A 23,952-nucleotide genomic window follows, 5' to 3' on the forward strand; every position below is an offset into this window, starting at 1 on the left:
GGGCCGCTTTCGTACGTCCGGCGTTTCGATATGCGCTCCGGCGCTTCGAACGGGGGCGTGAACCGCGCTGATCGACAAGGTGTCGGGGAGGCGGGTCCCCGCTCGACGCAGCGTCGATTGTCCCTGCCCCGGGCGGGGCGGCATCCTTCCGGGGTGCCCCAGACCTCATCGCGTACGTCCGCGCTGTCCCGCCGCTCCCTCCTGCGCGCCCTCGGCGGCACCGCCGCGCTCGGTGCCCTGGCCGGCTGCGGGGTGCCAGCCGCCTACGTCGCCCCCGGCGACCGGGCCGTCGCCGACGACTCCGCCGGCGACCGAAAGCTGACCTGGGCGAACTGGCCGCTCTACATCGACACCGACGACCACAACCCGAACCGGCGGCCCACGCTGGAGGCGTTCGAGAAGCGCACCGGGATCTCCGTGAACTACGTCGAGGAGATCAACGACAACGACGAGTTCTTCGGCAAGATCAGCCCCGCGCTGATGAACCACCAGTCCACCGGCCGCGACCTGATCGTCATCAGCGACTGGATGTGCGCCCGGTTCGTCCGGCTCGGCTGGGTGCAGCGGATGGACCGGGCCCGCCAGCCGAACGTGGCGAAGTACCTCGATCCGCTGTTGCGTTCGCCCGCCTTCGACAAGGGCCGCATGTCCACGGTGCCTTGGCAGTCGGGCATCACCGGCATCGCCTACAACCGCCGCCGGCTCGGCCGCGAGATCCGGCACGTGAAGGACCTCTGGGCGAGCGACCTGAAGGGCCGCGTGACGCTCCTGTCCGGCCTCGACGAGGCCTTCGCGCTGCTGATGCAGGGCGACGGCGTGGACATCACCCGGTGGACCGCGGACGACTTCCACCGCGTGTGCGACCTGGTGCAGCGGCAGGTGCAGCGGGGGCAGATACGCCGCTTCACCGGCAACGACTACACCAAGGACCTGGTCAGCGGGGACGTCCTCGCCTGCCAGGCCTACTCCGGCGACGTCATCCAACTCCAGGCGGACAACCCCGACATACGCTTCGTCGTGCCCGAGGAGGGCGCCGAGCTGTGGTCGGACTCCCTGATGATCCCCAACCGGGCCCGCCACAAGGCCAACGCCGAGCGGCTCGTCGACTACTACTACGCCCCCGAGGTCGCCGCGAAGCTGGCCGCCTGGGTCAACTACGTATGCCCGGTACCGGCGGCCCGCGAGGTCCTCGCCGCCGCCAAGGACAAGGACACCGCGGCCCTCGCCGACAACCCCCTCATCTTCCCCGACACCGAGATGCGCTCCCGCCTCGCCATCGCCCGCGACATCACGTCCACGGAACGGGTGGAGTTCTCCAAGCGGTGGAACAGCATCGTGGGGCTGTGACGGGGATCCCGACCGGCACACGCTGATCGGACCGGGCGCGCGCCCTGCCGGACGTGGGCCTGCTCGGCGCGAGGCCCGCCTCCGGGCGTCCACCGTCAGCCGTCGACGTCCGGCACGAGGCTACGGAAGTCAGTGATGGCGCTTTCCCAGTCGGATCTGACGGTGTCCTCCGGAGGAAGGCCGCGGCCAAGGGCCTCCGCCGCGTGCAGCACGGCGGAGGCCAGCTCCGGAGCGGTTGTCCGGGCGACGACGCCGTTCTCGCCGGCGACCGACAGACCGTCCTTGTTCCGTCGCACCACGAGCTTGAACGAGGTGTCGACCCCGATGTACCCGAGCACGCGGGCGTCACCCTGGAGAAAGCGGCGCAGGGTGTCGAGCAAGAGGACGACCGAGAGGTAGATCATCATGCCCTGATCCGGCACCTGGCCGGCCGAGTCCGCCGTGCCGAGATCCCCGATGACGGCCATGTCACCCATGTCGAACCCGTGGGGGTCGCCTTGGTCCGGCCATACGGTGAACTGAAAGGTGATCACGGGGTGCGTAGCCCTTTTCTGCTCTGATCTCGTGCCGGCGACCGCTGAGGCTGTTGGCGTCAGGGCAGGTCGCATCGTTGAGTCTCGGTCGGGAGTGTCGGTCTGTGTCGGACAGTCATCCTGGTCATGTCGTACCCCTGCCGTTCTATGCGGAGGTGCGGGTTCTTCGTGCTCCGGGCACGTGCGGCATGGAGGGGCGGGTCGGGGGGATTCCCGGGGTCACGGAGCCGGGCTTTTGAACGTGTTCAACTCTGGGCGTACGCTTCTGTCATGAGCGACAGAGCCGCCCTGTTGAGGGGCATTCGTGTCTGGTTGGCCTTCTTCGTGGTGTGCCTCGCGCTCAGTGGGGCCACGGCGTTCCCGCTGGTGCACGAACTGCACTGGACCGAGAGCGTGTTGTGGGCGCTGTCCGTGCCGGACCGGCTGCCGGGGCTGATGGCGTGGATCGTGCGGGTGCGGGACGGCCTCGACGCGGTCGACGCCAAGTACCCGTTCGTCCTCTACGGCACGGACTGGCTGGCGTTCGCCCATCTCGTCATCGCGGTCGCCTTCTACGGTCCGTACCGCGACCCGGTGCGCAACATCTGGGTCGTCGAGTTCGGGATGATCGCCTGCGCCGGCATCATCCCGCTCGCCCTGGTCTGCGGGCCGATCCGGGGGATCCCCTTCTGGTGGACCCTGATCGACATGTCCTTCGGGGTCTTCGGCGTCGTCCCGCTCCACGTCGTACGCCGGAAGATCAAGCGGCTGGAGGCGCTCGGCGCGCCCAACGCCGTTGCGGTGGCCGCGGCTTGAGGCCGGCGGGGGAGGGGGCGGACGCGTGGGCCGTCGCGCCCCGCTCCAATCGGCCGGACGTTAGGCGCCGTTGCGCAGGGCGTGCAGCGCGTCGACGCGGTTCGTGGTGATCGAGTCGACGCCCACGTCCAGCAGGCGGCGCATGGCGCGACGGGTGTCCGGGGTCCAGACGGACAGGAGGTAGCCGTCGTGGTGGACCCGGGCCGCGAGCTCCCGGTCGACCAGGGAGAAGCGGTAGTTGAGCCAGCGGGGCCGGACCACGTCGAGCAGCGCGGGCCGGGGCGGGGCGAGCGTCGTCCAGGTCAGCGCGATCTCGGCGGCCGGGTCGGCGGCGCGGACGGCGAGCATGGCCTCGGCGTGCGCGCAGTAGTACACGCGGTCCCCGGCCCCGCTCTGCCGGACGACGTCCACGACCCGGTCCGCCGTCCGCCGGTCCACCCGCCCGCACATGTCCACCATCACCCGGCTGTCGCCGGTCGAGGCCAGCACCTCCGCCAGCGTCGGCACCCGGCCCCCGGTGAGCCCGCGGACCTCCTCGGCGGACAGCGCGCGCAGCGGCCGGTCCAGTTCCCAGAGCCGCTCCAGCGTCTCGTCGTGCAGCAGCACGGGAACGCCGTCACGGGTGAGCCGTACGTCGATCTCGACCGCGTCCGCGCCCAGGTCGAGCGCGGAACGCAGCGAGTCGAGCGTGTTCTCGCGGAAGCGGTAGGGGTCGCCGCGGTGGGCCACGGCGGTCACGGTCTGCATGGCCCCCATTGTGGTCTGCCCGCCCGCGTGCTTCAGGAGGCGAGCCAGGCGGAGGTGTAACTCTCGATCTCCGCCGCGATGCGCGCCTTGCCCGCCGGGTCGAGGAAGGACGCCTCGACGGCGTTCCTCGCGAGGCCGGCGAGGCCCTGCTCGTCGAGGTCGAGGAGCCGGGCGGCCACCGCGTACTCGTTGTTGAGGTCGGTGCCGAACATCGGCGGGTCGTCGGAGTTGATCGTGATCAGCACTCCGGCCTCGGCGAACTCCCTGATCGGGTGCTCGTCCAGGGTGCGCACCGCGCGCGTGGCGATGTTGGAGGTCGGGCAGACCTCCAGCGGGATGCGCCGCTCGGCGAGGTGCGCGAGCAGCTTCGGGTCCTGCGCGGACGTGGTGCCGTGCCCGATGCGCTCGGCGCGCAGATCGTGCAGTGCGTCCCACACCGTCTGCGGGCCGGTGGTCTCGCCGGCGTGCGGCACGGAGTGCAGACCGGCCGCGATGGCACGGTCGAAGTACGGCTTGAACTGCGGGCGGGGGACGCCGATCTCGGGGCCGCCGAGCCCGAACGACACCAGGCCCTCCGGGCGGATCCGGTCGTCGGTGGCGAGGCGGGCGGTCTCCTCCGCGGACTCGAGACCGGCCTCCCCGGGGATGTCGAAGCACCAGCGCAGCACGGTGCCGAACTCGGCCTCGGCGGCCTTGCGGGCGTCCTCGATCGCGGCCATGAAGGCCAGTTCGTCGATGCCGCGCCGGGTGGAGGAGAAGGGGGTGATGGTCAGCTCGGCGTACCGCACCTGCTGGCGGGCCAGGTCGCGGGCCACCTCGTAGGTGAGCAGCCGGACGTCCTCGGGGGTGCGGATGAGGTCGACGACCGACAGGTACACGTCGATGAAGTGGGCGAAGTCCGTGAAGGTGAAGAAGTCGACCAGGGCCTCGGGGTCGGTGGGGACCTTGGAGTCGGGGTGGCGGGCGGCCAGCTCCGAGACGATGCGGGGGGAGGCGGAGCCGACGTGGTGGACGTGCAGTTCGGCCTTGGGCAGCCCGGCGATGAAGGTCCGCAGGTCGCGGTCGGCCGTGCCGGCGGCGGGTACGGAGCTGTCGGTCAAGGGGTCCTCCCCGGAAAAGGCGCCGACATGCCCCTCGGGGCGCGGCGCGGGTGATCGGCTGATCGGTGTTACCGACATCCTAGGCGGGGCCGGAACCGGGGCCCCGCCGGGCGGGGACGAGCACCGGGGGCCTGCCGGGCGGGGCGAGCGCTGGGGGCCTGCCGAGCGGGGGGAAGAGGTGTCGTCGTGGTGGCGGTGAGGGGGGCCTGGAGGCGAAGGCCCGTGGCGTCGGTGGGGATGGGGGCCCGGGGCGAAGGCTCGTGGTGGCGGGCCGGGCGTCCGCCTGCCGACACGTGGAGCCTCGTGGTGGCGGATCGGTTGGGCCGGGGCCCGGAATGTCGGGCTTCGTGGTGGTGGTGTGGCGGGCGATCCGGCCCTGGCCGGGGGGACGGTGGGGCCGTCCGGCGGTGGGGTGCGGGGGAGGCCTTAGCATGGCGGCACGATCGACCGAGGGGGATGTGCACGTGACGGACGGAACGCAGGCGAGCGGAGCGGCAGGGGACGGCCACGACCCGTGGGCGCCGCCCGAGCGGCGGACGTCGCTGGAGAAGAACCCGCCGTCCGCACCGGACGCGGCAGGGACTCCGGGACAGCCGCCGTCCGTGCACGACCAGGCCACCATGATCTCCATGCCCTCGGACGGCTTCCCCCCGCCCGCACCCGGATTCGCCCCGCCCGGCGCGGGCACCCCGGGCTTCGGCGCGCCCGCCGCGGGGACCCCCGGCTTCGGAGCGCCCGGCGCGGCGGCTCCCGGTTACGGCGCGCCCGGCGCCGAACAGGTGCCGCCCCCGCCGATCGCGCCCTCCGGCCCCGGCATACCCACCGCGCCCCCGCCCGGCGGCTACGGCTACCCCGGTTACCCGGCGGGCTACGGCTGGCCCGGTATGCCGATGGCCCCGCAGAACGGCATGGGCATCGCGGCGCTGGTGCTCGGCATCCTCTCCATCTGCCTGTTCTGCCTGTACGGCGTGGTCTCCGTGGTGCTGGGCATCCTCGCCGTGGTCTTCGGCGTCAAGGGCCGCCGGCGGGCCGAGCGCGGCGAGGCCACCAACCACGGCCAGGCCCAGGCGGGTCTGATCATGGGCGTCATCGGCATCGCCGTGGGCATCGTCGTGCTCGTGCTGATCGCGGTCGGCATCACCGCCGCCATCAACAACGAGAAGTCCCACTCCGACCCGTACTACGGCTCGGTCCACACCCTCTCGGCGACGGTGGCGACCGGGCGCTGACCCCGGCCGGCCCGCGGGCCCCGGTGCTCCGGCCTGCACCGACCCGGTCCTCCACTCCTCCCGTGGCCTTACGATGCCTTGATCGTCAATGGAGGGGAGACCACTCGATGTCCGACACCGCACCCGGAGGCTTCGGCCCGCCGCAACCGTCCGCGCCCCAGCAGGGTCCGGGGTACGGCTACCCGCAGCAGCCCGCCCCGGGTTACGGCCAGCCCCAGCCGGGGCCGTCCTACCCGGCCGCCCCGCCCCTGGGGCACCCGCAGGCCCCCGGCTACGGTGCGCCGGTGCAGCCGAGCAACGGCATGGGCACCACGGGTCTGGTGCTGGGCATCATCGGCGTGGTCTGCAGCCTGACCTTCGTCCTGTGGTTCCTCGGGGTCATCCTGGGCATCCTCGGGATCATCTTCGGCGCCATCGGTCGCGGCAAGGCCAACCGGGGTGAGGCGACCAACAAGGGTGCGGCGACCGCGGGCCTGGTCTGCGGCATCGTCGCGACGGTGATCCTGCCCCTGCTGGGCCTGGCGATCTTCGCGAGCATCATGAGCAGCTCCAGCACGTTCTGACGCCCGTCCAGGACTCCCGAGGGGGGAGGCGGACCCCACCCCCTCGGGACGACTCGGCCCCTGGACACGGCCCGCACTCGCAGCCCACCCGGCCGCCCGTACTCGCATCCGCACCGGCTGTCCGCACACGCACCGGCGGCCCGCACCGGCACCGGCTGCCCGCACCCACGCCGCAACGGCCGCCCGCCCCCCACCGGGCGCCTGCCCCCCCACTGGCGGCCCGCACCCGCGCCCCCGTCGGCCGCCCCCGCATCGCCACCGGCCGCCGCCCGCCGCCGGCGGCTCGCACTCGCACCCCGCACCGGCGGACCCCCCGCTCGCGCCGACCGCAGCCTCTCCCGGCCGTCCCTACTTCTTTGTCACGACCCCGCCAACCGCTCCCGCGCCTCCATCAGCGCGAAGCCCAGCAGGTTGGGGCCGCGCCAGTGCTCGGGGTCGGAGGCCGCCTCGTCGTCCGCGGTGAGGCCGATGCCCCAGACGCGGTCCACGGGGCTCGCCTCGACGAGGACCCGGTCACCCGTGCCGAGCAGGAAGGTCCGCAGATCGTCGTGCGCCGCGAACTTGTGCACGCTGCCCTCGACGACGACGCCGAACCGCTCGCGCTCCCATATCGCCTCGTCGAAGTCCCGGACCAGCCGTCCCGCCTTCTTGGCCTCGGCGGGATGCCCCGCGGCCAGCACCCGGCGCTCCGCCTCCGCGTCCCCGAACAGCCGGGCCTTGCCGGCCATCATCCAGTGCTCGGCCGTCGCGTACGCCACACCGTCCACCGTGAAGGGTGACGGCCACCACTGACTCAGGCAGCTCGCGCCGACCCGGCCGTCCTGCCGGGGCCGGTGTCCCCAGAAGTGCAGGTACCTGACCCGGGACCCGGCCCGAACCTCCCTGGTCAGGGCCTCGACCCCGTCGATCTTTCCCATGCACGCGAGTGTGGCACGTGCCACTGACACTCCGTCCGTCCTTTTCCTCCGTGACTCGACACCTGGTCGACAGATTCCGTCGCGTAACCAAAAGGCAACAACGGAATCACTTGTTGGAGTCCACTTGCTCTGTCAGGATCGGCACTCAAATCGAGCTGGAGCTACGCCACCCCCCTTATCGGGACGGGACGAACGGCGGAGGAGAGCGACATGCACAACCCGGGCATTGCCACCCCGGAACGATTCCCCGCGCAGGAACGATTCGCGGAAGGCGCGCAGTTCATCGCGGGCAGGCCGGCCAAGGGCACGTCGGGACGGACGCACACCGTGGTCGACCCCGCGAGCGGCGAGGACGTCTACACCTACGACCTGGCCGACGCCGACGACGTGGACGCCGCCGTCGCCGCCGCGCGCGAGGCCTTCCCCGGCTGGTCCTCGGCCACCCCGGGCGAGCGCTCGGACGCGCTGCACCGGTTCGCCGCCGTGCTCGCCGACCGCGCGGAGGACTTCGCCCGCGCCGAGTCCCTGCAGTGCGGCAAGCCGCTGAAGCTCACGCGCGAGTTCGACGTCCCCGGGACCATCGACAACACCGCCTTCTTCGCGGGGGCCGCCCGGCACCTGCAGGGGCAGTCGGCCGGCGAGTACTCCGGCGACCACACCTCGTACGTCCGCCGCGAGCCGATCGGTGTCGTCGGGTCCATCGCGCCCTGGAACTACCCGCTCCAGATGGCCGCGTGGAAGATCCTCCCGGCGATCGCCGCGGGCAACACCGTCGTGCTGAAGCCGGCCGAGCTGACCCCGCTGACCTCGCTGCTGTTCGCCCAGGCCGCCACCGACGCGGGCATCCCGGACGGCGTGGTCAACATCGTCACCGGGACCGGCCGGGAGGCCGGTGAACACCTGGTCGGTCACCCCGACGTGGCCATGACCTCCTTCACCGGGTCCACCGCCGTCGGCAGGCGCGTCGCCGAGATCGCCACCGCCACCGTCAAGCGGCTGCACCTGGAGCTGGGCGGCAAGGCGCCGTTCGTCGTCTTCGACGACGCCGACCTGGACGCGGCCGTGCACGGCGCGGTCGCGGGCTCGCTGATCAACACGGGCCAGGACTGCACCGCCGCGACGCGCGCGTACGTGCAACGGCCGCTGTACGAGGCCTTCGTGGAGCGGACCGCCGCCCTGATGGAGACCGTGCGGCTCGGCGACCCGTTCGCCGCCGGCACCGACCTCGGGCCGCTGATCTCGCACGTCCAGCGCGACCGGGTCGCGGGCTTCGTGGAGCGTGCGCGCGGCTACGCGCGCGTGGTGACCGGCGGAGAGGCCCCGCAGGGCGAACTGGCGAAGGGCGCCTACTACCGGCCGACCCTCGTCGCCGACGCCTCCCAGGACAGCGAGATCGTCCAGTCGGAGATCTTCGGTCCGGTACTGGTCGTACTGCCGTTTGACGGTGATGATGACGGGATCCGGCTGGCCAACGACACTCCGTACGGCCTCGCCGCCTCCGCGTGGAGCAGCAATGTCTACCGCGCGAACCGCGCCACTCGCGAGATCAAGGCGGGCTGTGTGTGGATCAACGACCACATCCCGATCATCAGCGAGATGCCGCACGGCGGTTACAAGGCGTCCGGCTTCGGCAAGGACATGTCGGCGTACTCATTCGAGGAGTACACGCAGGTCAAGCACGTAATGTTCGACAACACGGCGGTGGTCCGCAAGGACTGGCACCGCACCATCTTCGGGGACCGATAGACCACCCGGCCACCACCAGGCCCACCCCTCCCGAAAGGGCACCACGCGCATGGAGCAGTACGAGCCCCACCGCCTGACCCCGGCCGAAGCGGCCGCCATGCGGCGCAGCCTCCGCGACGGCCGGGCAGCCATGACCCGCCGCTCGATCCTGCGCGCCTCCGCAGGCGGCGCGCTGGCGATCGGCGGACTGGGGACGCTGAGCGCCTGCGGCATCCCCGCGGCGAGCAAGACGCAGGGCGGTGTGTCCGCCGACGACCACTCGGCCAAGGAGAAGGTGGTCAACTTCTCCAACTGGCCCGAGTACATCGACGTGGACGACAAGACCAAGCGGCACCCGACGCTCGACGCGTTCGCGAAGGCGAGCGGCATCCAGGTCAAGTACACCGAGGACATCAACGACAACGACGAGTTCTTCGGCAAGATCCAGCCGGAGCTCGCCGCCGGCCAGGACACCGGCCGTGACCTCGTCGTCCTGACCGACTGGCTGGCCGCCAGGATGATCCGTCTCGGGTACGTCCAGAAACTGGACCCGTCCAACCTGCCGCACGCCTTCGCCAACCTGTCGGACCAGTTCCGCGCCCCCGACTGGGACCCGGGCCGGGCCTACTCGTACCCCTGGCAGGGCATCTCGACCGTCATCGCGTTCAACAAGAAGGCGCTCGACGGCATCGAGGTCAAGTCGGTCTCCGACCTGCTGGACAACCCGAAGCTCAAGGGCCGTGTCGGCTTCCTGACCGAGATGCGCGACAGCATCGGCATGACCATGCTCGACATGGGCAAGGACCCGGCGAAGTTCACCGACGACGACTACGACGCGGTGATCGCCCGGCTGCAGAAGGCCGTCGACAACGGCCAGATACGCCGCTTCACCGGCAACGACTACACGTCCGACCTCACCAAGGGCGACTTCGCCGCCTGTGTCGCCTGGGGCGGCGACATCGTGCAGCTGCAGGCGGACAACCCGGACGTCGGCTACATCATCCCCGACAGCGGCTACATGACCTCGACCGACAACATGCTGATCCCCAACAGGGCGCGTCACAAGACGAACGCCGAGCGGCTCATCGACTTCTTCTACGAGCCGGAGCCGGCCGCCGAACTCGCCGCGTACGTCAACTACGTGAGTCCGGTCGCGGGAGTGCAGCCCTACCTTGCCAAGATCGACAAGTCTGCGGCGAGCAACCCGCTGATCGTTCCCGACAAGGCCATGCAGGCCAAGTCCCATGCCTTCCGCGCGCTGACGCAGAAGGAAGAGACCGCCTACCAGCAGAAGTTCTCCAAGCTCACAGGGGCGTGACGACGACGATGACGACAGACAACAGCGGCGACGTCCGCCTCTCCGGTATCGGCAAGACCTACGACAACGGCTTCACCGCCGTACAGCCGCTGGACCTGACCGTGCCCCAGGGCTCGTTCTTCGCCCTCCTCGGCGCCTCCGGCTGCGGCAAGACCACCACCCTGCGCATGATCGCGGGCCTGGAGGAGCCGACCAGCGGCACCGTGCACCTCGGCGACCAGGACGTCACGCATCTGCCGCCGTACAAGCGGCCGGTGAACACCGTGTTCCAGTCCTACGCCCTCTTCCCGCACCTCGACATCTTCGAGAACGTCGCCTTCGGTCTGCGCCGGCGCGGCATCAAGAGCGTGAAGAAGCAGGTCGAGGACATGCTGGACCTCGTGCAGCTCGGCGAGCAGGCGCGCAAGAAGCCGAGCCAGCTCTCCGGCGGCCAGCAGCAGCGTGTCGCCGTGGCCCGCGCGCTGATCAACCACCCGAAGGTGCTCCTGCTCGACGAGCCCCTCGGCGCCCTCGACCTGAAGCTGCGCCGCCAGATGCAGCTGGAGCTCAAGCGCATCCAGACCGAGGTCGGCATCACCTTCATCCACGTCACGCACGACCAGGAGGAGGCCATGACCATGGCCGACACGGTCGCCGTGATGAACGCGGGCCGCGTCGAGCAGCTCGGCGCGCCGACCGACCTGTACGAGAACCCGCGCACGACGTTCGTCGCGAACTTCCTCGGCACCTCCAACCTCATCGAGGCCGAGGTCGACACCAAGAACGGCGACGACATCGTGCTCAAGGCGGGCGGCGGCAAGCTGGTGCTGCCCGAGGCGCGGTGCTCCGCGCCGGCGACGGCCGGGGGCAAGGTGCTGGTCGGCATCCGCCCGGAGAAGATCGCGCTCACCCACGCAGACGACGCGGGCTCGATCCCCGAGGGCCGCAACCGCCTCACCGGGAAGATTGCCGACGCGAGCTTCATCGGCGTCTCCACGCAGTACGTCATCGACAGCCCGGTCTGCGACGAGCTCGCCGTGTACGTCCAGAACGTCGAGCGGGACGCCCGCCTGGTGCCCGGCGCCGAGGTCGTCCTGCACTGGAGCCCGGCGCACACGTTCGGCCTGGACGCGGCGCAGGACATCGACGCGGGCACCGAGGAAGAGGTTGCCGCCTGATGACGACGCTCACCGAGGCGCCGCCGCCTCTCGCCCCCGCGGAGCCGAAGACCAAGCCCCCGCGCAAACGCGGCCGGTTCACCCCGTACTGGCTGCTGCTGCCCGGCCTCCTGTGGCTGGTCGTCTTCTTCGCGCTGCCGATGATCTACCAGGCCTCCACCTCCGTGCAGCAGGGCTCGCTGGAGGAGGGCTACAAGGTCACCTGGCACTTCGCGACCTACTGGGACGCGCTGTCCGAGTACTGGCCGCAGTTCCTGCGCTCGGTCTTCTACGCGGCCGGCGCGACCGTGCTGTGCCTGCTGCTCGGCTACCCGCTGGCGTACCTGATCGCCTTCCGCGCGGGCCGCTGGCGGAACCTGATCATGATCCTGGTGATCGCGCCGTTCTTCACCAGCTTCCTGATCCGCACCCTGGCCTGGAAGACGATCCTCGCCGACAACGGCCCGGTCGTGCACGTGCTGAACTCGCTGCACGTCCTGGACCTCACCAACTGGCTCGGCTGGACGGCCGGCGACCGGGTGCTGGCCACCCCGCTCGCGGTGGTGTGCGGACTGACGTACAACTTCCTGCCGTTCATGATCCTGCCGCTCTACACCTCGCTGGAGCGGATCGACGGACGGCTGCACGAGGCGGCCGGCGACCTGTACGCCAAGCCGTGGACCACCTTCCGCAAGGTGACCTTCCCGCTGTCGATGCCGGGCGTGGTCTCCGGCACGCTGCTGACGTTCATCCCGGCGGCCGGTGACTACGTCAACTCCGAGCTCCTCGGCTCCACCGACACCCGCATGATCGGAAACGTCATCCAGACGCAGTTCCTGCGGATCCTGGACTACCCGACGGCGGCGGCCCTCTCCTTCATCCTCATGGCCGCGATCCTGGCCATGGTCACGATCTACATCCGCCGGTCCGGGACGGAGGACCTGGTCTAAATGCCCTTCGTCAACTGGCTCAAGCGCCGTCTCGTCGTCATCGCGGGACTGCTGACGCTCTCCTACCTCCTGCTGCCGAACGTCATCGTCACGGTGTTCTCCTTCAACAAGCCGAAGGGGCGCTTCAACTACGAGTGGCAGCAGTTCTCCCTGGACGCCTGGAAGCAGCCGTGCGGCGTCGCCGACATGTGCGGCTCGCTCTCCATCAGCCTGCAGATCGCGATATGGGCGACGCTCGGCGCCACGGTCCTCGGCACGATGATCGCCTTCGCGCTGGTCCGCTACCGCTTCCGCGCCCGCGGCGCCGTCAACTCGCTGATCTTCCTGCCGATGGCGATGCCCGAGGTCGTCATGGCCGCCTCGCTGCTCACCCTGTTCCTCAACATGGGTGCCCAGCTCGGCTTCATGACGATCCTGATCGCGCACATCATGTTCTGCCTCAGCTTCGTCGTCACCGCGGTCAAGGCGCGTGTCATGTCGATGGACCCGCGCCTGGAGGAGGCCGCACGGGACCTGTACGCCGGTCCCGTGCAGACCTTCGTCCGGGTCACCCTGCCGATCGCGGCACCCGGCATCGCCGCGGGCGCGCTGCTGTCCTTCGCGCTCTCCTTCGACGACTTCATCATCACCAACTTCAACGCCGGCTCGACGGTCACCTTCCCCATGTTCGTCTGGGGTTCGGCGCAGCGCGGCACACCCGTCCAGATCAACGTCATCGGTACGGCCATGTTCCTGGTCGCCGTGCTGTTCGTCCTGGTCTCGATGCTCATCACCAATCGCCGTAACAACCAAAAGGCATAAGCCCCCGTAGGGAGTTGAAATCATGGCCCCAAGCGCCATGAGCCGTGGCAAAGACAACTGGATCGCCTCTCTCTCCGAAGCCCAGCCGGTCCCGTACTGGCTGGAAGACCCCGGCAAGCCCCACCCCGAGCCCGCCCTCACCGGCACCGACACCTGCGACCTGCTGGTCGTCGGCGGCGGCTACAGCGGACTGTGGACCGCGCTCAACGCGAAAGAGCGCGACCCGCAGCGGGACGTGGTCCTGCTGGAAGGCCGCGAGGTGGGCTGGGCCGCCTCGGGCCGCAACGGCGGCTTCTGCGCCGCCTCCCTCACCCACGGGCTGCCCAACGGCCTGACCCGCTGGCCCGACGAGATCCAGCGGCTGGAGGAGCTGGGCCGGCGCAACCTCGACGAGATCGAGGCCGCGGTGGCCCGGCACGGCATCGACTGCGACTTCGAACGCACCGGCGAGATCGATGTCGCGACCGAGGCCTACCAGGCCGAGGAACTGAGCGACTGGTACGGGGAGCTGGAGGAGAAGGGCCTCGCGGACGGCATCGAGTTCCTGGACGCCGGCGCGGTGCGCGAGCAGGTCGCCTCGCCCACCTTCGAGGCGGGGCTGTGGGACCGCAGGGGCGTGGCGATGCTGCACCCGGCGAAGCTCGCCTGGGGCCTGAAGCAGGCCTGTCTCCGGCTCGGGGTGCGCGTGTACGAGCACACGCCCGCGCTGACGCTGAAGCAGTACGGCGCCGGAATGGCCGTACGCACCCCGTACGGCGCGGTCCGGGCCCGCCGGGTCGCGCTCGGTACGAACATCTTCCCGAGCCTGCTGCGGCGCGTGCGCTCGTACACCGTCCCGGTCTACGACTACGCGCTGATGACCGAGCCGCTCACGCCCGGGCAGCTGGCGGAGATCGGCTGGAAGAACCGGCAGGGGCTCGGGGACAGCGCCAACCAGTTCCACTACTTCCGGCTGTCCGCCGACAACCGCATCCTGTGGGGCGGTTACGACGCGATCCACCACTACGGCGGCCGGGTGCGGGCGGAGTACGACGACCGGCCGGAGACCTACGCCAAGCTCGCCGGGCACTTCTTCCACTGCTTCCCGCAGCTGGAGGGCGTCCGCTTCACCCACGCGTGGGGCGGCGCGATCGACACCTGCTCGCGCTTCTCGGCGTTCTTCGGCACCGCGCACCAGGGGAAGGTGGCGTACGCGGCGGGCTACACCGGCCTGGGCGTGGGCGCGACCCGCTTCGGCGCGGACGTGATGCTGGACCTGCTGGACGGGGAGCGCACCGAGCGGACCGAGCTGGAGATGGTCCGCAAGAAGCCGCTGCCGTTCCCCCCGGAGCCGTTCGCCTGGACCGGCATCGCCCTCACCAAGTGGTCACTGGCCCGCGCGGACGCCCATGGCGGGCGGCGCAACCTGTGGCTGCGCACCATGGACCGGCTGGGGCTCGGCTTCGACAGCTAGCGCGCACCCGGGCGGCGCGGTATGACGCGGTTCACTCGACAGAGGACGCGAAAGCCGCGTAATGCTTTCCGGAAGGCCTCCCTCTCTCCTCCTGACGCGAAGTCGTCGGACGAGAGCGAGGGAGGCTTTCTGATGAGTGGGGCGAAGACGGCGGCCGAATGGCTGGCATCCGTCGCACCTGACCCCGAGGCCTGCCGCTGGGAATGGGAGCGCAGCCCGCTCGGGGTCGTGCTGCTGCCCGCGGGCAGGGCCTGGGACGTACTGATCCTGCCGGGCGACCTCGGCTATCCGACCCTGGACGTGCTCACCAGGGTGCTCGACCAACCCGGGCCCGTGCTCGTCGACTTCGGCGACAACCGGGTCGGGTTCTTCGTGCCGCCCGGCACCGCGGCCCGCTGGCTCGGCACCGGCATCCGCACCGCCGGGACCGGCACCTGGATCGTCGTGCCGTACCCGGGGCGGGCGACCCGGGGGGTGCGCTGGCTGGTGCCGCCGGACGGCTCGGGCACGCTGACCGATCCGGCCCTGTTGGAGCTGGCGATGCACGAGGCGGCGGCACGGCTGGCGACGGGCGGGGGAGAGGACCGGTAGCGACCCGACACCTTGACACGAGGATTGGTCTGGACCAAATTGAGGGCGCTCCACCCTCCAACTCCCCATGCCCGGAGGCATCCGTGGACCGCACAAGACCCCTGGTCGCCCTCCTCACGGCCACCGCCCTGGCCGTGCCCGCCGTCACCGTGCTCTCGTCGGCCGCCCGCGCGGCCGACGCGGACGTGGTGCTCGACGGCGGTTTCGAGTCCGGCCTGTCCGGCTGGACCTGCACCGCCGGTACGACGGTGAACTCACCGGTGCGCAGCGGGAGTTCGGCGCTGCAGGCGACCCCGGCCGGCAACGACGACGCCCAGTGCACCCAGACGGTGACCGTTCAGCCCAACGCGCGGTACACGCTGTCCGGTTACGTCCGCGGCTCGTACGTCTACCTCGGCGCGGGCGGCACCGGCACCACCGACGTCTCCACCTGGACCCAGTCCGCCCCCGACTGGCAGAAGCTGACCACCACCTTCACCACCGGCGCCGCCACCACCAAGATGACCGTCTACACGCACGGCTGGTACGGCACCGGCACCTACTACGCCGACGACATCTCGCTCGTCGGCCCGAGCGGCAGCGGCACCGCGCAGCCGCCCGCCGCGCCCACCGGCCTCACCGCCGGCTCCGTCACCTCCTCCTCCGTCGGCCTGTCCTGGCCGGCGGTCGAGGGCGCCACCGGCTACGCGGTCTACCGCGACGGGACCGAGGTCCAGACGGTGACCGGGACCTCGGCGACCGTCACCGGCCTCGCGGCCTCCACCGCGTACAGCTTCCAGGTCACGGCGGTCAACGACGCCGGTGAGTCCCCCAGGTCCGCAGCCGTGACCGCCACCACCGGCGCGGGTACGGGCACCGGCGGCGGTTCCGCCGGCCTGCCCACCCACGCCCTCGTCGGCTACCTCCACGCGAGCTTCGCCAACGGCTCCGGCTACACCCGCCTCGCCGACGTGCCCGACAGCTGGGACGTCATCGACCTGGCCTTCGGCGAGCCCACCTCGCCCACCTCCGGCGACATCCGCTTCAACCGCTGCCCCGTCACCGACTGCCCGAACGCCGAGAGCGACGCCGACTTCAAGGCGGCCGTCAAGGCCAAGCAGGCGGCCGGCAAGAAGGTGCTGATCTCCATCGGCGGCCAGAACGGCCAGGTCCAGCTGACGACCACGGCGGCGCGGGACGCCTTCGTCTCCTCCGTCTCGAAGATCATCGACGACTACGGCCTCGACGGCCTCGACATCGACTTCGAGGGCCACTCGCTGTCCCTGGACACCAACGACATGGACTTCAAGAACCCCACCACCCCCGTGATCGTCAACCTCATCTCCGCGCTGAAGACCCTGAAGGCCAGATACGGGTCGAGGTTCGTGCTGACCATGGCGCCGGAGACGTTCTTCGTGCAGAACGGCTACCAGTACTACGGCACCGGCAAGTGGGGCGGCCAGGACCCGCGCTGCGGCGCGTACCTCCCGGTGATCTACGCCCTGCGCGACGACCTCACCCTGCTGCACGTCCAGGACTACAACTCGGGCCCGATCATGGGCCTCGACAACCAGTACCACTCCATGGGCGGCGCCGACTTCCACATCGCCATGACCGACATGCTCCTCAGTGGCTTCCCGGTCGCCGGCGACCCGGACGACGTCTTCCCGCCGCTGCGCCCGGACCAGGTGGCGATCGGCATGCCCGCGTCGACGAACGCGGGCAACGGCTACGTCCCCCCGGCCGAGGTCACCAAGACCCTGGACTGCCTGACGAAGAGGACGAACTGCGGTTCGTACGCGACGCACGGGACCTGGCCGTCCCTGCGCGGCCTGATGACGTGGTCGGTGAACTGGGACCGGTACTCGAACTGGGAGTTCCAGAAGACCTTCGACGCGTACTTCGGCTGAGCAGTACGGACAGGGTGGTCAGCAGCGCCCCGCACAGGCACCAGCTGGCCACCACGTCCAGCGGCCAGTGGTACCCCCGGCGCACCAGGCCGTACCCGACACCGAGATTGACCAGGACGCAGGCCGCGACCGCCAGCCGGCGGCCCACCGCGGAGCGCAGCCGGGGCAGGAGCAGCAGGGTCGCGCAGCCGTACGCCACCGCGGCCGTCGCGGTGTGCCCGGAGGGGAAGTAGCCGGTGCCCGGCGGCACGGCCGGGGTGCCCGGGCGGGCGGCCCACTCCTTCAGCGGCACGACCAGCGCCGGGACCAGCGCCATGAGGGCGGCCGCCGCGGCCGGGGGCAGCCACCACCGGTACCCCCCGGCGGCCCGGCCGCGCCAGGCGACCGAACCGGCCGCGAGGACCAGCACCGGCACCGCCACCTGGACGTCGCCGAGGTCCGAGAGCAGCTCGGAGAGCCGGTCCGGGTGCAGGAGCGCATGGCTGAGCCGCTCGTCCGCGTGCAGCAGGGGACCGCCGGCGACCACCTGCCAGGTGATCACCGCGAAGAGGAGGAGCAGCAGAACCGGGAGCACAGCCATGGGGGACAGGCTGCCAGGTCTCACGGGTCCTGCGGAGAAGGAGGTCGGCCGCCCCGGAACAGGGGGGGCGTTCCGAGGCGGCCGTCCGGATCGGAACGTCGCACGCCCCGGGGGGTTTGGGGCGGCGACCGTCCGATCGGTGAGGAGATCCCGGCGTCAGGCGCCGGTTGTGTGCGCGAGGGCACGACCAGGTCGAAGCTGGGGAGGCCCCGTCCTGAGATCGCCCACAGTCCCCTGTGGGCGGGGTGTATCTCTCATCTGGGTAGAACCTACGGCAGGCCGAGGCGCTTGGGCAGACGGAATCGCGTCCCGTCATCCACCTCGCACACGTTCTTCACACGGCCTGCCGCAGCGCCCCCGTCAGGGGCGCGGATCCCCTGCTCAGACGCGCGCGAAGGCCTGCTCGATGATGTCGAGACCCTCGTTCAGCAGGTCCTCGCCGATGACCAGCGGGGGCAGGAAACGCAGCACGTTGCCGTAGGTGCCGCAGGTCAGCACCAGCAGGCCCTCGGCGTGGCAGGCCTTGGCCAGGGCCGCGGTGGCCTCCGGGTTCGGCTCCTTGGTGGCGCGGTCCTTGACCAGCTCGATGGCGATCATGGCGCCGCGGCCACGGATGTCACCGATGATGTCGAACTTCTCGGCCATGGCGCCGAGGCGGGACTTCATGACCGCCTCGATGTTCTTCGCCTTGGCGTTGAGGTCCTGCTCCTTCATCGTCTCGATGGCGCCGAGCGCACCGGCGCAGGCCACCGGGTTGCCGCCGTAGGTGCCGCCGAGGCCGCCCGCGTGCGCGGCGTCCATGATCTCGGCGCGGCCGGTGACGGCGGCGAGCGGCAGACCGCCGGCGATGCCCTTGGCGGTGGTGATCAGGTCCGGGACGATGCCCTCGTCCTCGCAGGCGAACCACTGGCCGGTGCGGCAGAAGCCGGACTGGATCTCGTCCGCGACGAAGACGATGCCGTTGTCGGCGGCGAACTGGCGGATCGCGGGCAGGAAGCCCTTGGCCGGCTCGATGAAGCCGCCCTCGCCGAGCACCGGCTCGATGATGATCGCGGCCACGTTGTCCGGGCCGACCTGCTTGGTGATCTGGTCGATGGCCTGCTTGGCGGCCTCGGGGCCGGCGTTCTCCGGGCCGGTCGGCCAGCGGTAGCCGTAGGCGACCGGGACGCGGTAGACCTCGGGCGCGAACGGACCGAAGCCGTGCTTGTACGGCATGTTCTTCGCCGTCAGCGCCATGGTCAGGTTGGTGCGGCCGTGGTAGCCGTGGTCGAACACGACGACGGCCTGGCGCTTGGTGTACGCACGCGCGATCTTGACGGCGTTCTCGACGGCCTCGGCGCCCGAGTTGAACAGCGCGGACTTCTTCGCGTGGTCGCCCGGGGTCAGCTCGGCGAGGGCCTCGGCGACGGCCACGTAGCCCTCGTACGGGGTGACCATGAAACAGGTGTGGGTGAAGTCGGCCAGCTGGGCGCTCGCGCGGCGGACGACGGCCTCGGCGGAGGCGCCGACGGAGGTCACGGCGATACCGGAGCCGAAGTCGATCAGGCTGTTGCCGTCCACGTCCTCGATGACACCGCCGCCGGCCCGCGTCACGAAGACCGGCAGCGTGGAGCCCACGCCCTGGGCGACCACGGCGGTACGGCGGGCCTGCAGCTCCTGCGACTTCGGGCCGGGGATGGCGGTGACGACGCGGCGCTCCTGCGGAAGTGCGGTCATGCGGGGCTCCTGGGGGTATTACGGACGCTTTCTTTCTTTTCTCGCAGGCTAAGACGGGGGCAGAGGGGTGGGCATGCTCCATGTGGGCGTTGTCCGGAGTCGCCGTTGTCCGTGGTGGACATAGCGGGGGTGTCGGCCACCCGGCCGGACCGGGCGGCCTCTTCGGGACGCACGGCCACGTAAACGGTGAACTCCCCTTCCCGGGGCGTTAGATTGGCTCGCTGATGGTGGACGGAACGGCTGGTCAGGGGGCAGGGCGGATGGACAGCGACGGGACGCGTGACACCCGCGGCACGCATACGACGCCGGTGCCACATCCGACGCCGCCCCTGGAGGGGCCTGCCGGGTCGTACCACGGTGCGGCCCCGCCGCCACGGCCGACCCGAGCGCCGGACGTGCCGCCCTCGTACGCCTCTAGCACCCCGCAACCGCGCATGCCCGTCGCCGACTGGCTGGACCAGCCCCGTCCGGACGTCGAGCCCGGCATCTGGCGGTACGGCTACCGGAGGCCCAAGGCCGCTCACCAGGGACAGCGCCTGGCCCCCGTCACCATCGTCGGCTTCGTCGTCCCGCTGCTGGCGGGCCTGGTTCTGTGGTCGCTGTGGCGGCACGGCAGCCTCCCCTACCAGTGGGCCGTCCTGAAGCTGCTCACACCGGACGACTGGTGGTGGGGCGGCACCACGTCACCGAAGGGGTACCAGGGCGCCGAGGCCCTCACCGTCGCCGACGGCGTGGTCTTCGCCATCCTCGTCTACGTCATGGCGCGTCTGGGCAGCTGGCCCGACATCGTCCGGCACGTCGTCACCCGCCGCCCGCAGCCCGCCCGCGCGCTGATCGCCGTCCTGGGCGCGCTGATCGCGCTGGCCTTCGTGTTCCCGAACGCCTTCCCCGGAGTCGGCTGGGACGCCCTGCCCGTCATCGATCCACTGTTCTCCCTCATCGTCCTGATCACCGGTAGTTACGACGTCTTCGGCTCGCGGTTGCTCACGGACGGGCTGTACGCGCTCGTGGTCGTGCTGGTGCTGTGGCCGTTCTCCCGCGTCGGCGGCTGGTGGCCGCTCGCGAAGGAGGCCCTCGCCGCTCGGGCCGGGACTGCCCAGGCCGCTCAGCCGGTCGTGGACCGGCGCCCGTCGCAATGGCCCGAGCTGCGGGAAGCCGGTCAGCACCAGGCAGCCGACGTGCTCGCCGCCGAAGCGCATGCCGGCCGGATGAACGACGTGGACTGCGCCCGGATCGGCCACATGTGGACAACGGCCAGGGCCCGGGCCCGGCTCGCCTCCTTCACCGACACGGTGCTGCGCGAGGGCGCCGCCGCCTGGACCCACCCGTCGGGCGCCCGCGACCTGCCGGGGGGCCGGACCGCGCAGCACGACCTGCTCGCCGCACAGGTGCGTCTGGGGCAGTGGGCACCGGGGGACCGCACCCCGCTTGCCTACGGCGGCGCGGGAGCGGCACTCGCACCGGACAGCCTCGGCACCTCACTGCTGGCCGTCGGACCCTCCGGCTCCGGCAAGACGCGCCACCTGATCCGGCCCGTCGTCGAGTCCCTCGGTCTGCAGGCGCTCGCCGGACGGTGCGCCGTCGTCGCCGTCTGCGCGGCCGGCACCCCACTCGGACCCGACTCCGCCCACGACGTCGTCGTACGCCTCGGTGATCCCGCCTCGGTGCACGACCTCGACCCCTACGCGGACTCCGAGGACCCCGACGAGGCGGCCTTCTTCCTGGCGGAGGGGCTGGCCGGCGACCTGGACGCGACGACCGGACAGCGGGCGGCCACCGCGCTGGCCCAGTTGCTCGGCCCGTACAGGGCGGCGTACGGACGCTTCCCGGCACTGCCCGTACTGCGGGAGCTCCTGGAAGGCGAGCCCTCGGCCCTCGCTGCTCTCCGCGACGCGCTGGGGGAGGACGGGCACGCCGCGATGCGCCGCGAACTCGACGCCCGCGCCCGGCAGTCCGGCACCGCGGGCGACCCCGGCCCGGTCCTGGCCGACCGGCTCGCCGTGCTGGACCGGCCGGCGTTCGCCGAGTTCCTGGGTGCGGACGGAGGCGACGCCCGGCCGTTCTCGCTGCGTGCCGTCGCCCACCACCCGCTGCGCGTCCGCATCGACCTGCCCGACCGCGGACACGAGGAGGCGTCCCGGATCATCACACGGCTGGTGCTCGCCCAGTTCGGCGCCGTGGCGGCGTCGGGCGAGCGGAACCACTTCGCCTGCCTCGTCCTGGACGACGCCACCGGCGCCGTGACGACCGCGTCCGTGCGCGGCATCCAGCGGCTGCGCTCCCGCGACGCGGGCGTGGTACTCGCGCTGCGCACGGTCGGCGACGTCCCCGAGGCGCTGCACGGGCCGCTGTACGCCGCCGTCGGCTGCCGTATGGCCTTCTCCGGGGTCACCACATGGGACGGCAGCAGGTTCGCGGAGGCCTGGGGCACGCAGTGGGTGGAGACCCGCGACGTGGCCCGGCACACCGTTTTCGCGGACCAGCCGATGACCCGCGCCATCCACGCCTTGCGCAAGCTGGTGACCGGCAAGGCGGTGACCACGGAGGCCGTCACCGTCCGTCAGGTCGAGCGGGAGCGTTGGTCCGCTTCCGAGTTGGCGCACGGGGTGCCCGCGGGGCACGCGGTGTTGTCGTTGACGACCGTGCAGGGTGAGCACGCGCCGCCCCTGCTGGTGGATCTGCGGAGCTGAGGGAGGCCCGGCGGGGGCTCGTACGGTGAGGCAGAATCGGCAGTGGTCGTTCATACGTGGCGGCCAAAAGATCACCTCGTTCACCGGATCCCCCTCACCGTGAAGGCCTCATGCCCCCGACGCTCGCCTCGCTCGTCCACCACTCCGCGCTGAAGCTCACCGTGCGCGCGGGCGAGGGCCGCCTCGACGTGCCCGTGCGCTGGGCGCACGTCAGCGAGCTGGCCGACCCCGTGCCGTACATGGAGGGCGGCGAGCTGCTGCTGATCACCGCGCTCAAACTGGACGCGGAGGATCCCGAGGCGATGCGCCGCTACGTACGGCGGCTGGCCGGCGCGGGCGTCGTCGGACTCGGCTTCGCCGTCGGCGTCAACTACGAGGACATCCCCAAGCCCCTCGTCGACGCCTGCGAACGCGAGGGGCTGCCGCTGCTGGAGGTGCCGCGCCGCACCCCCTTCCTCGCCATCAGCAAGGCCGTCTCGGCGGCCATCGCCGCCGACCAGTACCGGGCCGTCACGGACGGCTTCGCCGCCCAGCGCGAGCTGACCAGGCAGGCGCTGAACTCCGGCCCCGAGGGACTGCTCACCGCGCTCGCCGCTCAGGTCGACGGCTGGGCGGCGCTCTACGACGCCTCGGGCGCCGTCGTCGCCGCCGCGCCCGAGTGGGCCGGCCGCCGGGCCGCCCGGATCACCGCGGAGGTCGAACGGCTGCGGGAGCGGCCCGCGCCCGCCTCCTCCGTGGTCGGCGGCCCGGACAACGAGGACCGCGTCGAGCTGCACAGCCTCGGCACCGGACGGCGCCCCCGCGCGGCCCTCGCCGTGGGCACGGCCGCCGCCCTCGGCACCGCCGAGCGCTACGCCGTGTACTCCGCCATCGCCCTGCTCACCCTGGTCACCGAGCGCTCCCGCTCCCTGCAGGCCGCCGAGCAGCGGATCGGCACCGCGGTGCTGCGCATGCTGCTCGCCGGGGAGCCCGACCACGCCCGGGCCGTGGCCGGGGACCTGTACGGCGGGCTGCTCGACGCGCCGTTCCGGATGATCGTCGCCGAGTCGGTGCCCGGCTCGGCCGCGCGGGCGCACGTGGACGCCCACGCGCGCGTGCCGGTGCCCAAGTCCAGGCCCACCGCCGAACCGGGTGGCGACCCGCTGGGCACGCTCACGGAGGCCGTCGAGTCCGCCGCCGCGCGCTCCGGGGAGGCCGTGCTGGTGGTCCCGGACGGGGAGCGGCTGGTGGTGCTGGCCGTGGACGGCGGCGCGGCGGTGGCCGCCTGCGCCGGGTACGCGGCGGACCTGGAGCGTGCTCGCGCGCTGCCCGAGCACGCGGCCGACGAGGACGAACTGGTCGTCGGCCTGTCCGCCCCGGCCGGGCCGATCGCCGCCGCGGCGGCCTACAAGCAGGCCGAGCAGGCGCTGTCGGTGGCCCGGCGCCGGGGCCGGGTGCTGGTGGAGCACGAGCAGCTGGCCGCCGGGTCCGTGCTGCCGCTGCTGGCCGACGACGCGGTCAAGGCGTTCGCCGACGGTCTGCTGCGCGCGCTGCACGAGCACGACGCGACCGGGCGGGGCGACCTGGTGGCCTCGCTGCGGGCATGGCTGTCCCGGCACGGGCAGTGGGACGCGGCCGCCGCGGACCTGGGGGTGCACCGGCACACGCTGCGGTACCGGATGCGACGGGTCGAGGAGATCCTCGGCCGCTCCCTCGACGACCCCGACGTCCGCATGGAACTCTGGCTCGCTCTGAAGGCGACCTCCACCGAGTAGTCCAAACAGTAGTACCCGGCCCGCCTACTGCTACGACTCGGACAAGCGACCGCCGACCGCCCCAGCCCTACCGTGGACCACGAAAGCCAAGCACACCCCCAAACGCGGAAGGGCCGGG

The 23,952-nt window shown here is 71.5% G+C and carries 18 protein-coding genes and 2 pseudogenes; 14 read left to right on the plus strand and 6 right to left on the minus strand.

Going from position 1 to position 23,952, the window contains the following annotated elements; genetic code table 11:
- The first annotated feature begins 153 nt into the window (after nucleotides 1-153).
- Entirely contained in the window at nucleotides 154-1,347 is a 1,194-nt protein-coding gene (locus ACZ7FF_RS23265) for an ABC transporter substrate-binding protein (protein WP_470814167.1), read from the plus strand.
- 95 nt (nucleotides 1,348-1,442) lie between these two features.
- Here ACZ7FF_RS23265 and ACZ7FF_RS23270 read toward each other — a convergent pair whose 3' ends face one another.
- Nucleotides 1,443-1,955, minus strand: coding sequence for a hypothetical protein (locus ACZ7FF_RS23270; protein ID WP_470814168.1), 513 nt, complete (start codon nucleotides 1,953-1,955; stop codon nucleotides 1,443-1,445).
- 195 nt (nucleotides 1,956-2,150) lie between these two features.
- On the opposite strand from ACZ7FF_RS23270, the gene ACZ7FF_RS23275 reads away from it, so the two are divergent.
- On the plus strand, nucleotides 2,151-2,675 hold the full coding sequence (locus ACZ7FF_RS23275) for a hypothetical protein (protein WP_470814169.1): 525 nt from the start codon (nucleotides 2,151-2,153) through the stop codon (nucleotides 2,673-2,675).
- A 60-nt stretch (nucleotides 2,676-2,735) separates the two neighbouring features.
- Here ACZ7FF_RS23275 and ACZ7FF_RS23280 read toward each other — a convergent pair whose 3' ends face one another.
- Nucleotides 2,736-3,422, minus strand: coding sequence for a glycerophosphodiester phosphodiesterase (locus ACZ7FF_RS23280; RefSeq protein ID WP_470814170.1), 687 nt, complete (start codon nucleotides 3,420-3,422; stop codon nucleotides 2,736-2,738).
- 32 nt (nucleotides 3,423-3,454) lie between these two features.
- Nucleotides 3,455-4,577 (minus strand): annotated as a pseudogene (locus ACZ7FF_RS23285) (adenosine deaminase).
- A gap of 376 nt (nucleotides 4,578-4,953) precedes the next feature.
- On the opposite strand from ACZ7FF_RS23285, the gene ACZ7FF_RS23290 reads away from it, so the two are divergent.
- Entirely contained in the window at nucleotides 4,954-5,751 is a 798-nt protein-coding gene (locus ACZ7FF_RS23290; RefSeq protein ID WP_470814171.1) for a DUF4190 domain-containing protein, read from the plus strand.
- Between the two features lie 107 nt (nucleotides 5,752-5,858).
- Nucleotides 5,859-6,314 (plus strand): DUF4190 domain-containing protein, encoded by a 456-nt coding sequence (locus tag ACZ7FF_RS23295; RefSeq protein WP_470814172.1) that lies wholly within the window; start codon nucleotides 5,859-5,861, stop codon nucleotides 6,312-6,314.
- A 359-nt stretch (nucleotides 6,315-6,673) separates the two neighbouring features.
- Here ACZ7FF_RS23295 and ACZ7FF_RS23300 read toward each other — a convergent pair whose 3' ends face one another.
- Complete coding sequence (locus ACZ7FF_RS23300) at nucleotides 6,674-7,231, minus strand: NADAR family protein (RefSeq protein WP_470814173.1); 558 nt, start codon at nucleotides 7,229-7,231, stop codon at nucleotides 6,674-6,676.
- 210 nt (nucleotides 7,232-7,441) lie between these two features.
- Between ACZ7FF_RS23300 and ACZ7FF_RS23305 the strand changes: the two genes are divergently transcribed.
- The 8 genes from ACZ7FF_RS23305 to ACZ7FF_RS23340 all read left to right on the plus strand — a co-directional run bounded on the left by ACZ7FF_RS23305 (nucleotide 7,442) and on the right by ACZ7FF_RS23340 (nucleotide 17,094).
- On the plus strand, nucleotides 7,442-8,977 hold the full coding sequence (locus ACZ7FF_RS23305) for a gamma-aminobutyraldehyde dehydrogenase (protein ID WP_470814174.1): 1,536 nt from the start codon (nucleotides 7,442-7,444) through the stop codon (nucleotides 8,975-8,977).
- Nucleotides 8,978-9,026: 49 nt separating this feature from the next.
- Nucleotides 9,027-10,274 (plus strand): ABC transporter substrate-binding protein, encoded by a 1,248-nt coding sequence (locus ACZ7FF_RS23310; protein WP_470814175.1) that lies wholly within the window; start codon nucleotides 9,027-9,029, stop codon nucleotides 10,272-10,274.
- Nucleotides 10,275-10,282: 8 nt separating this feature from the next.
- Nucleotides 10,283-11,431, plus strand: a complete 1,149-nt coding sequence (locus ACZ7FF_RS23315) for an ABC transporter ATP-binding protein (protein WP_470814221.1) — start codon at nucleotides 10,283-10,285, stop codon at nucleotides 11,429-11,431.
- Complete coding sequence (locus tag ACZ7FF_RS23320; protein ID WP_470814176.1) at nucleotides 11,431-12,360, plus strand: ABC transporter permease; 930 nt, start codon at nucleotides 11,431-11,433, stop codon at nucleotides 12,358-12,360. The genes ACZ7FF_RS23315 and ACZ7FF_RS23320 overlap by 1 nt, the downstream gene beginning before the upstream one ends.
- Entirely contained in the window at nucleotides 12,361-13,161 is an 801-nt protein-coding gene (locus tag ACZ7FF_RS23325; protein ID WP_470814177.1) for an ABC transporter permease, read from the plus strand. It abuts the gene before it with no gap.
- Between the two features lie 22 nt (nucleotides 13,162-13,183).
- Nucleotides 13,184-14,614: an NAD(P)/FAD-dependent oxidoreductase gene (locus ACZ7FF_RS23330; RefSeq protein WP_470814178.1), complete on the plus strand. Its 1,431-nt coding sequence runs from the start codon at nucleotides 13,184-13,186 to the stop codon at nucleotides 14,612-14,614.
- 132 nt (nucleotides 14,615-14,746) lie between these two features.
- Nucleotides 14,747-15,205: a hypothetical protein gene (locus tag ACZ7FF_RS23335; protein WP_470814179.1), complete on the plus strand. Its 459-nt coding sequence runs from the start codon at nucleotides 14,747-14,749 to the stop codon at nucleotides 15,203-15,205.
- A gap of 83 nt (nucleotides 15,206-15,288) precedes the next feature.
- A complete protein-coding gene (locus ACZ7FF_RS23340; RefSeq protein ID WP_470814180.1) occupies nucleotides 15,289-17,094 on the plus strand; it encodes a chitinase in 1,806 nt (601 codons plus the stop codon).
- Nucleotides 17,095-17,149: 55 nt separating this feature from the next.
- On the opposite strand, the pseudogene ACZ7FF_RS23345 reads toward ACZ7FF_RS23340, so the two are convergent.
- Nucleotides 17,150-17,674 (minus strand): annotated as a pseudogene (locus tag ACZ7FF_RS23345) (phosphatase PAP2 family protein); the annotation flags it as partial.
- A gap of 381 nt (nucleotides 17,675-18,055) precedes the next feature.
- Nucleotides 18,056-19,390 carry a 4-aminobutyrate--2-oxoglutarate transaminase gene (gene gabT / locus ACZ7FF_RS23350; RefSeq protein WP_470814181.1) on the minus strand — a complete coding sequence of 445 codons (1,335 nt, stop codon included), beginning with the start codon at nucleotides 19,388-19,390 and terminating at the stop codon, nucleotides 18,056-18,058.
- 260 nt (nucleotides 19,391-19,650) lie between these two features.
- Here gabT and ACZ7FF_RS23355 point away from each other — a divergent pair, with 260 nt between their 5' ends.
- On the plus strand, nucleotides 19,651-22,080 hold the full coding sequence (locus ACZ7FF_RS23355) for an ATP/GTP-binding protein (protein ID WP_470814182.1): 2,430 nt from the start codon (nucleotides 19,651-19,653) through the stop codon (nucleotides 22,078-22,080).
- Nucleotides 22,081-22,190: 110 nt separating this feature from the next.
- The gene (locus ACZ7FF_RS23360) at nucleotides 22,191-23,834 is read left to right on the plus strand and encodes a PucR family transcriptional regulator (protein WP_470814183.1); all 1,644 of its coding nucleotides are present in this window, start codon (nucleotides 22,191-22,193) and stop codon (nucleotides 23,832-23,834) included.
- Nucleotides 23,835-23,952: the final 118 nt, after the last annotated feature.

Source organism: Streptomyces sp. NPDC037126, assembly GCF_055605965.1.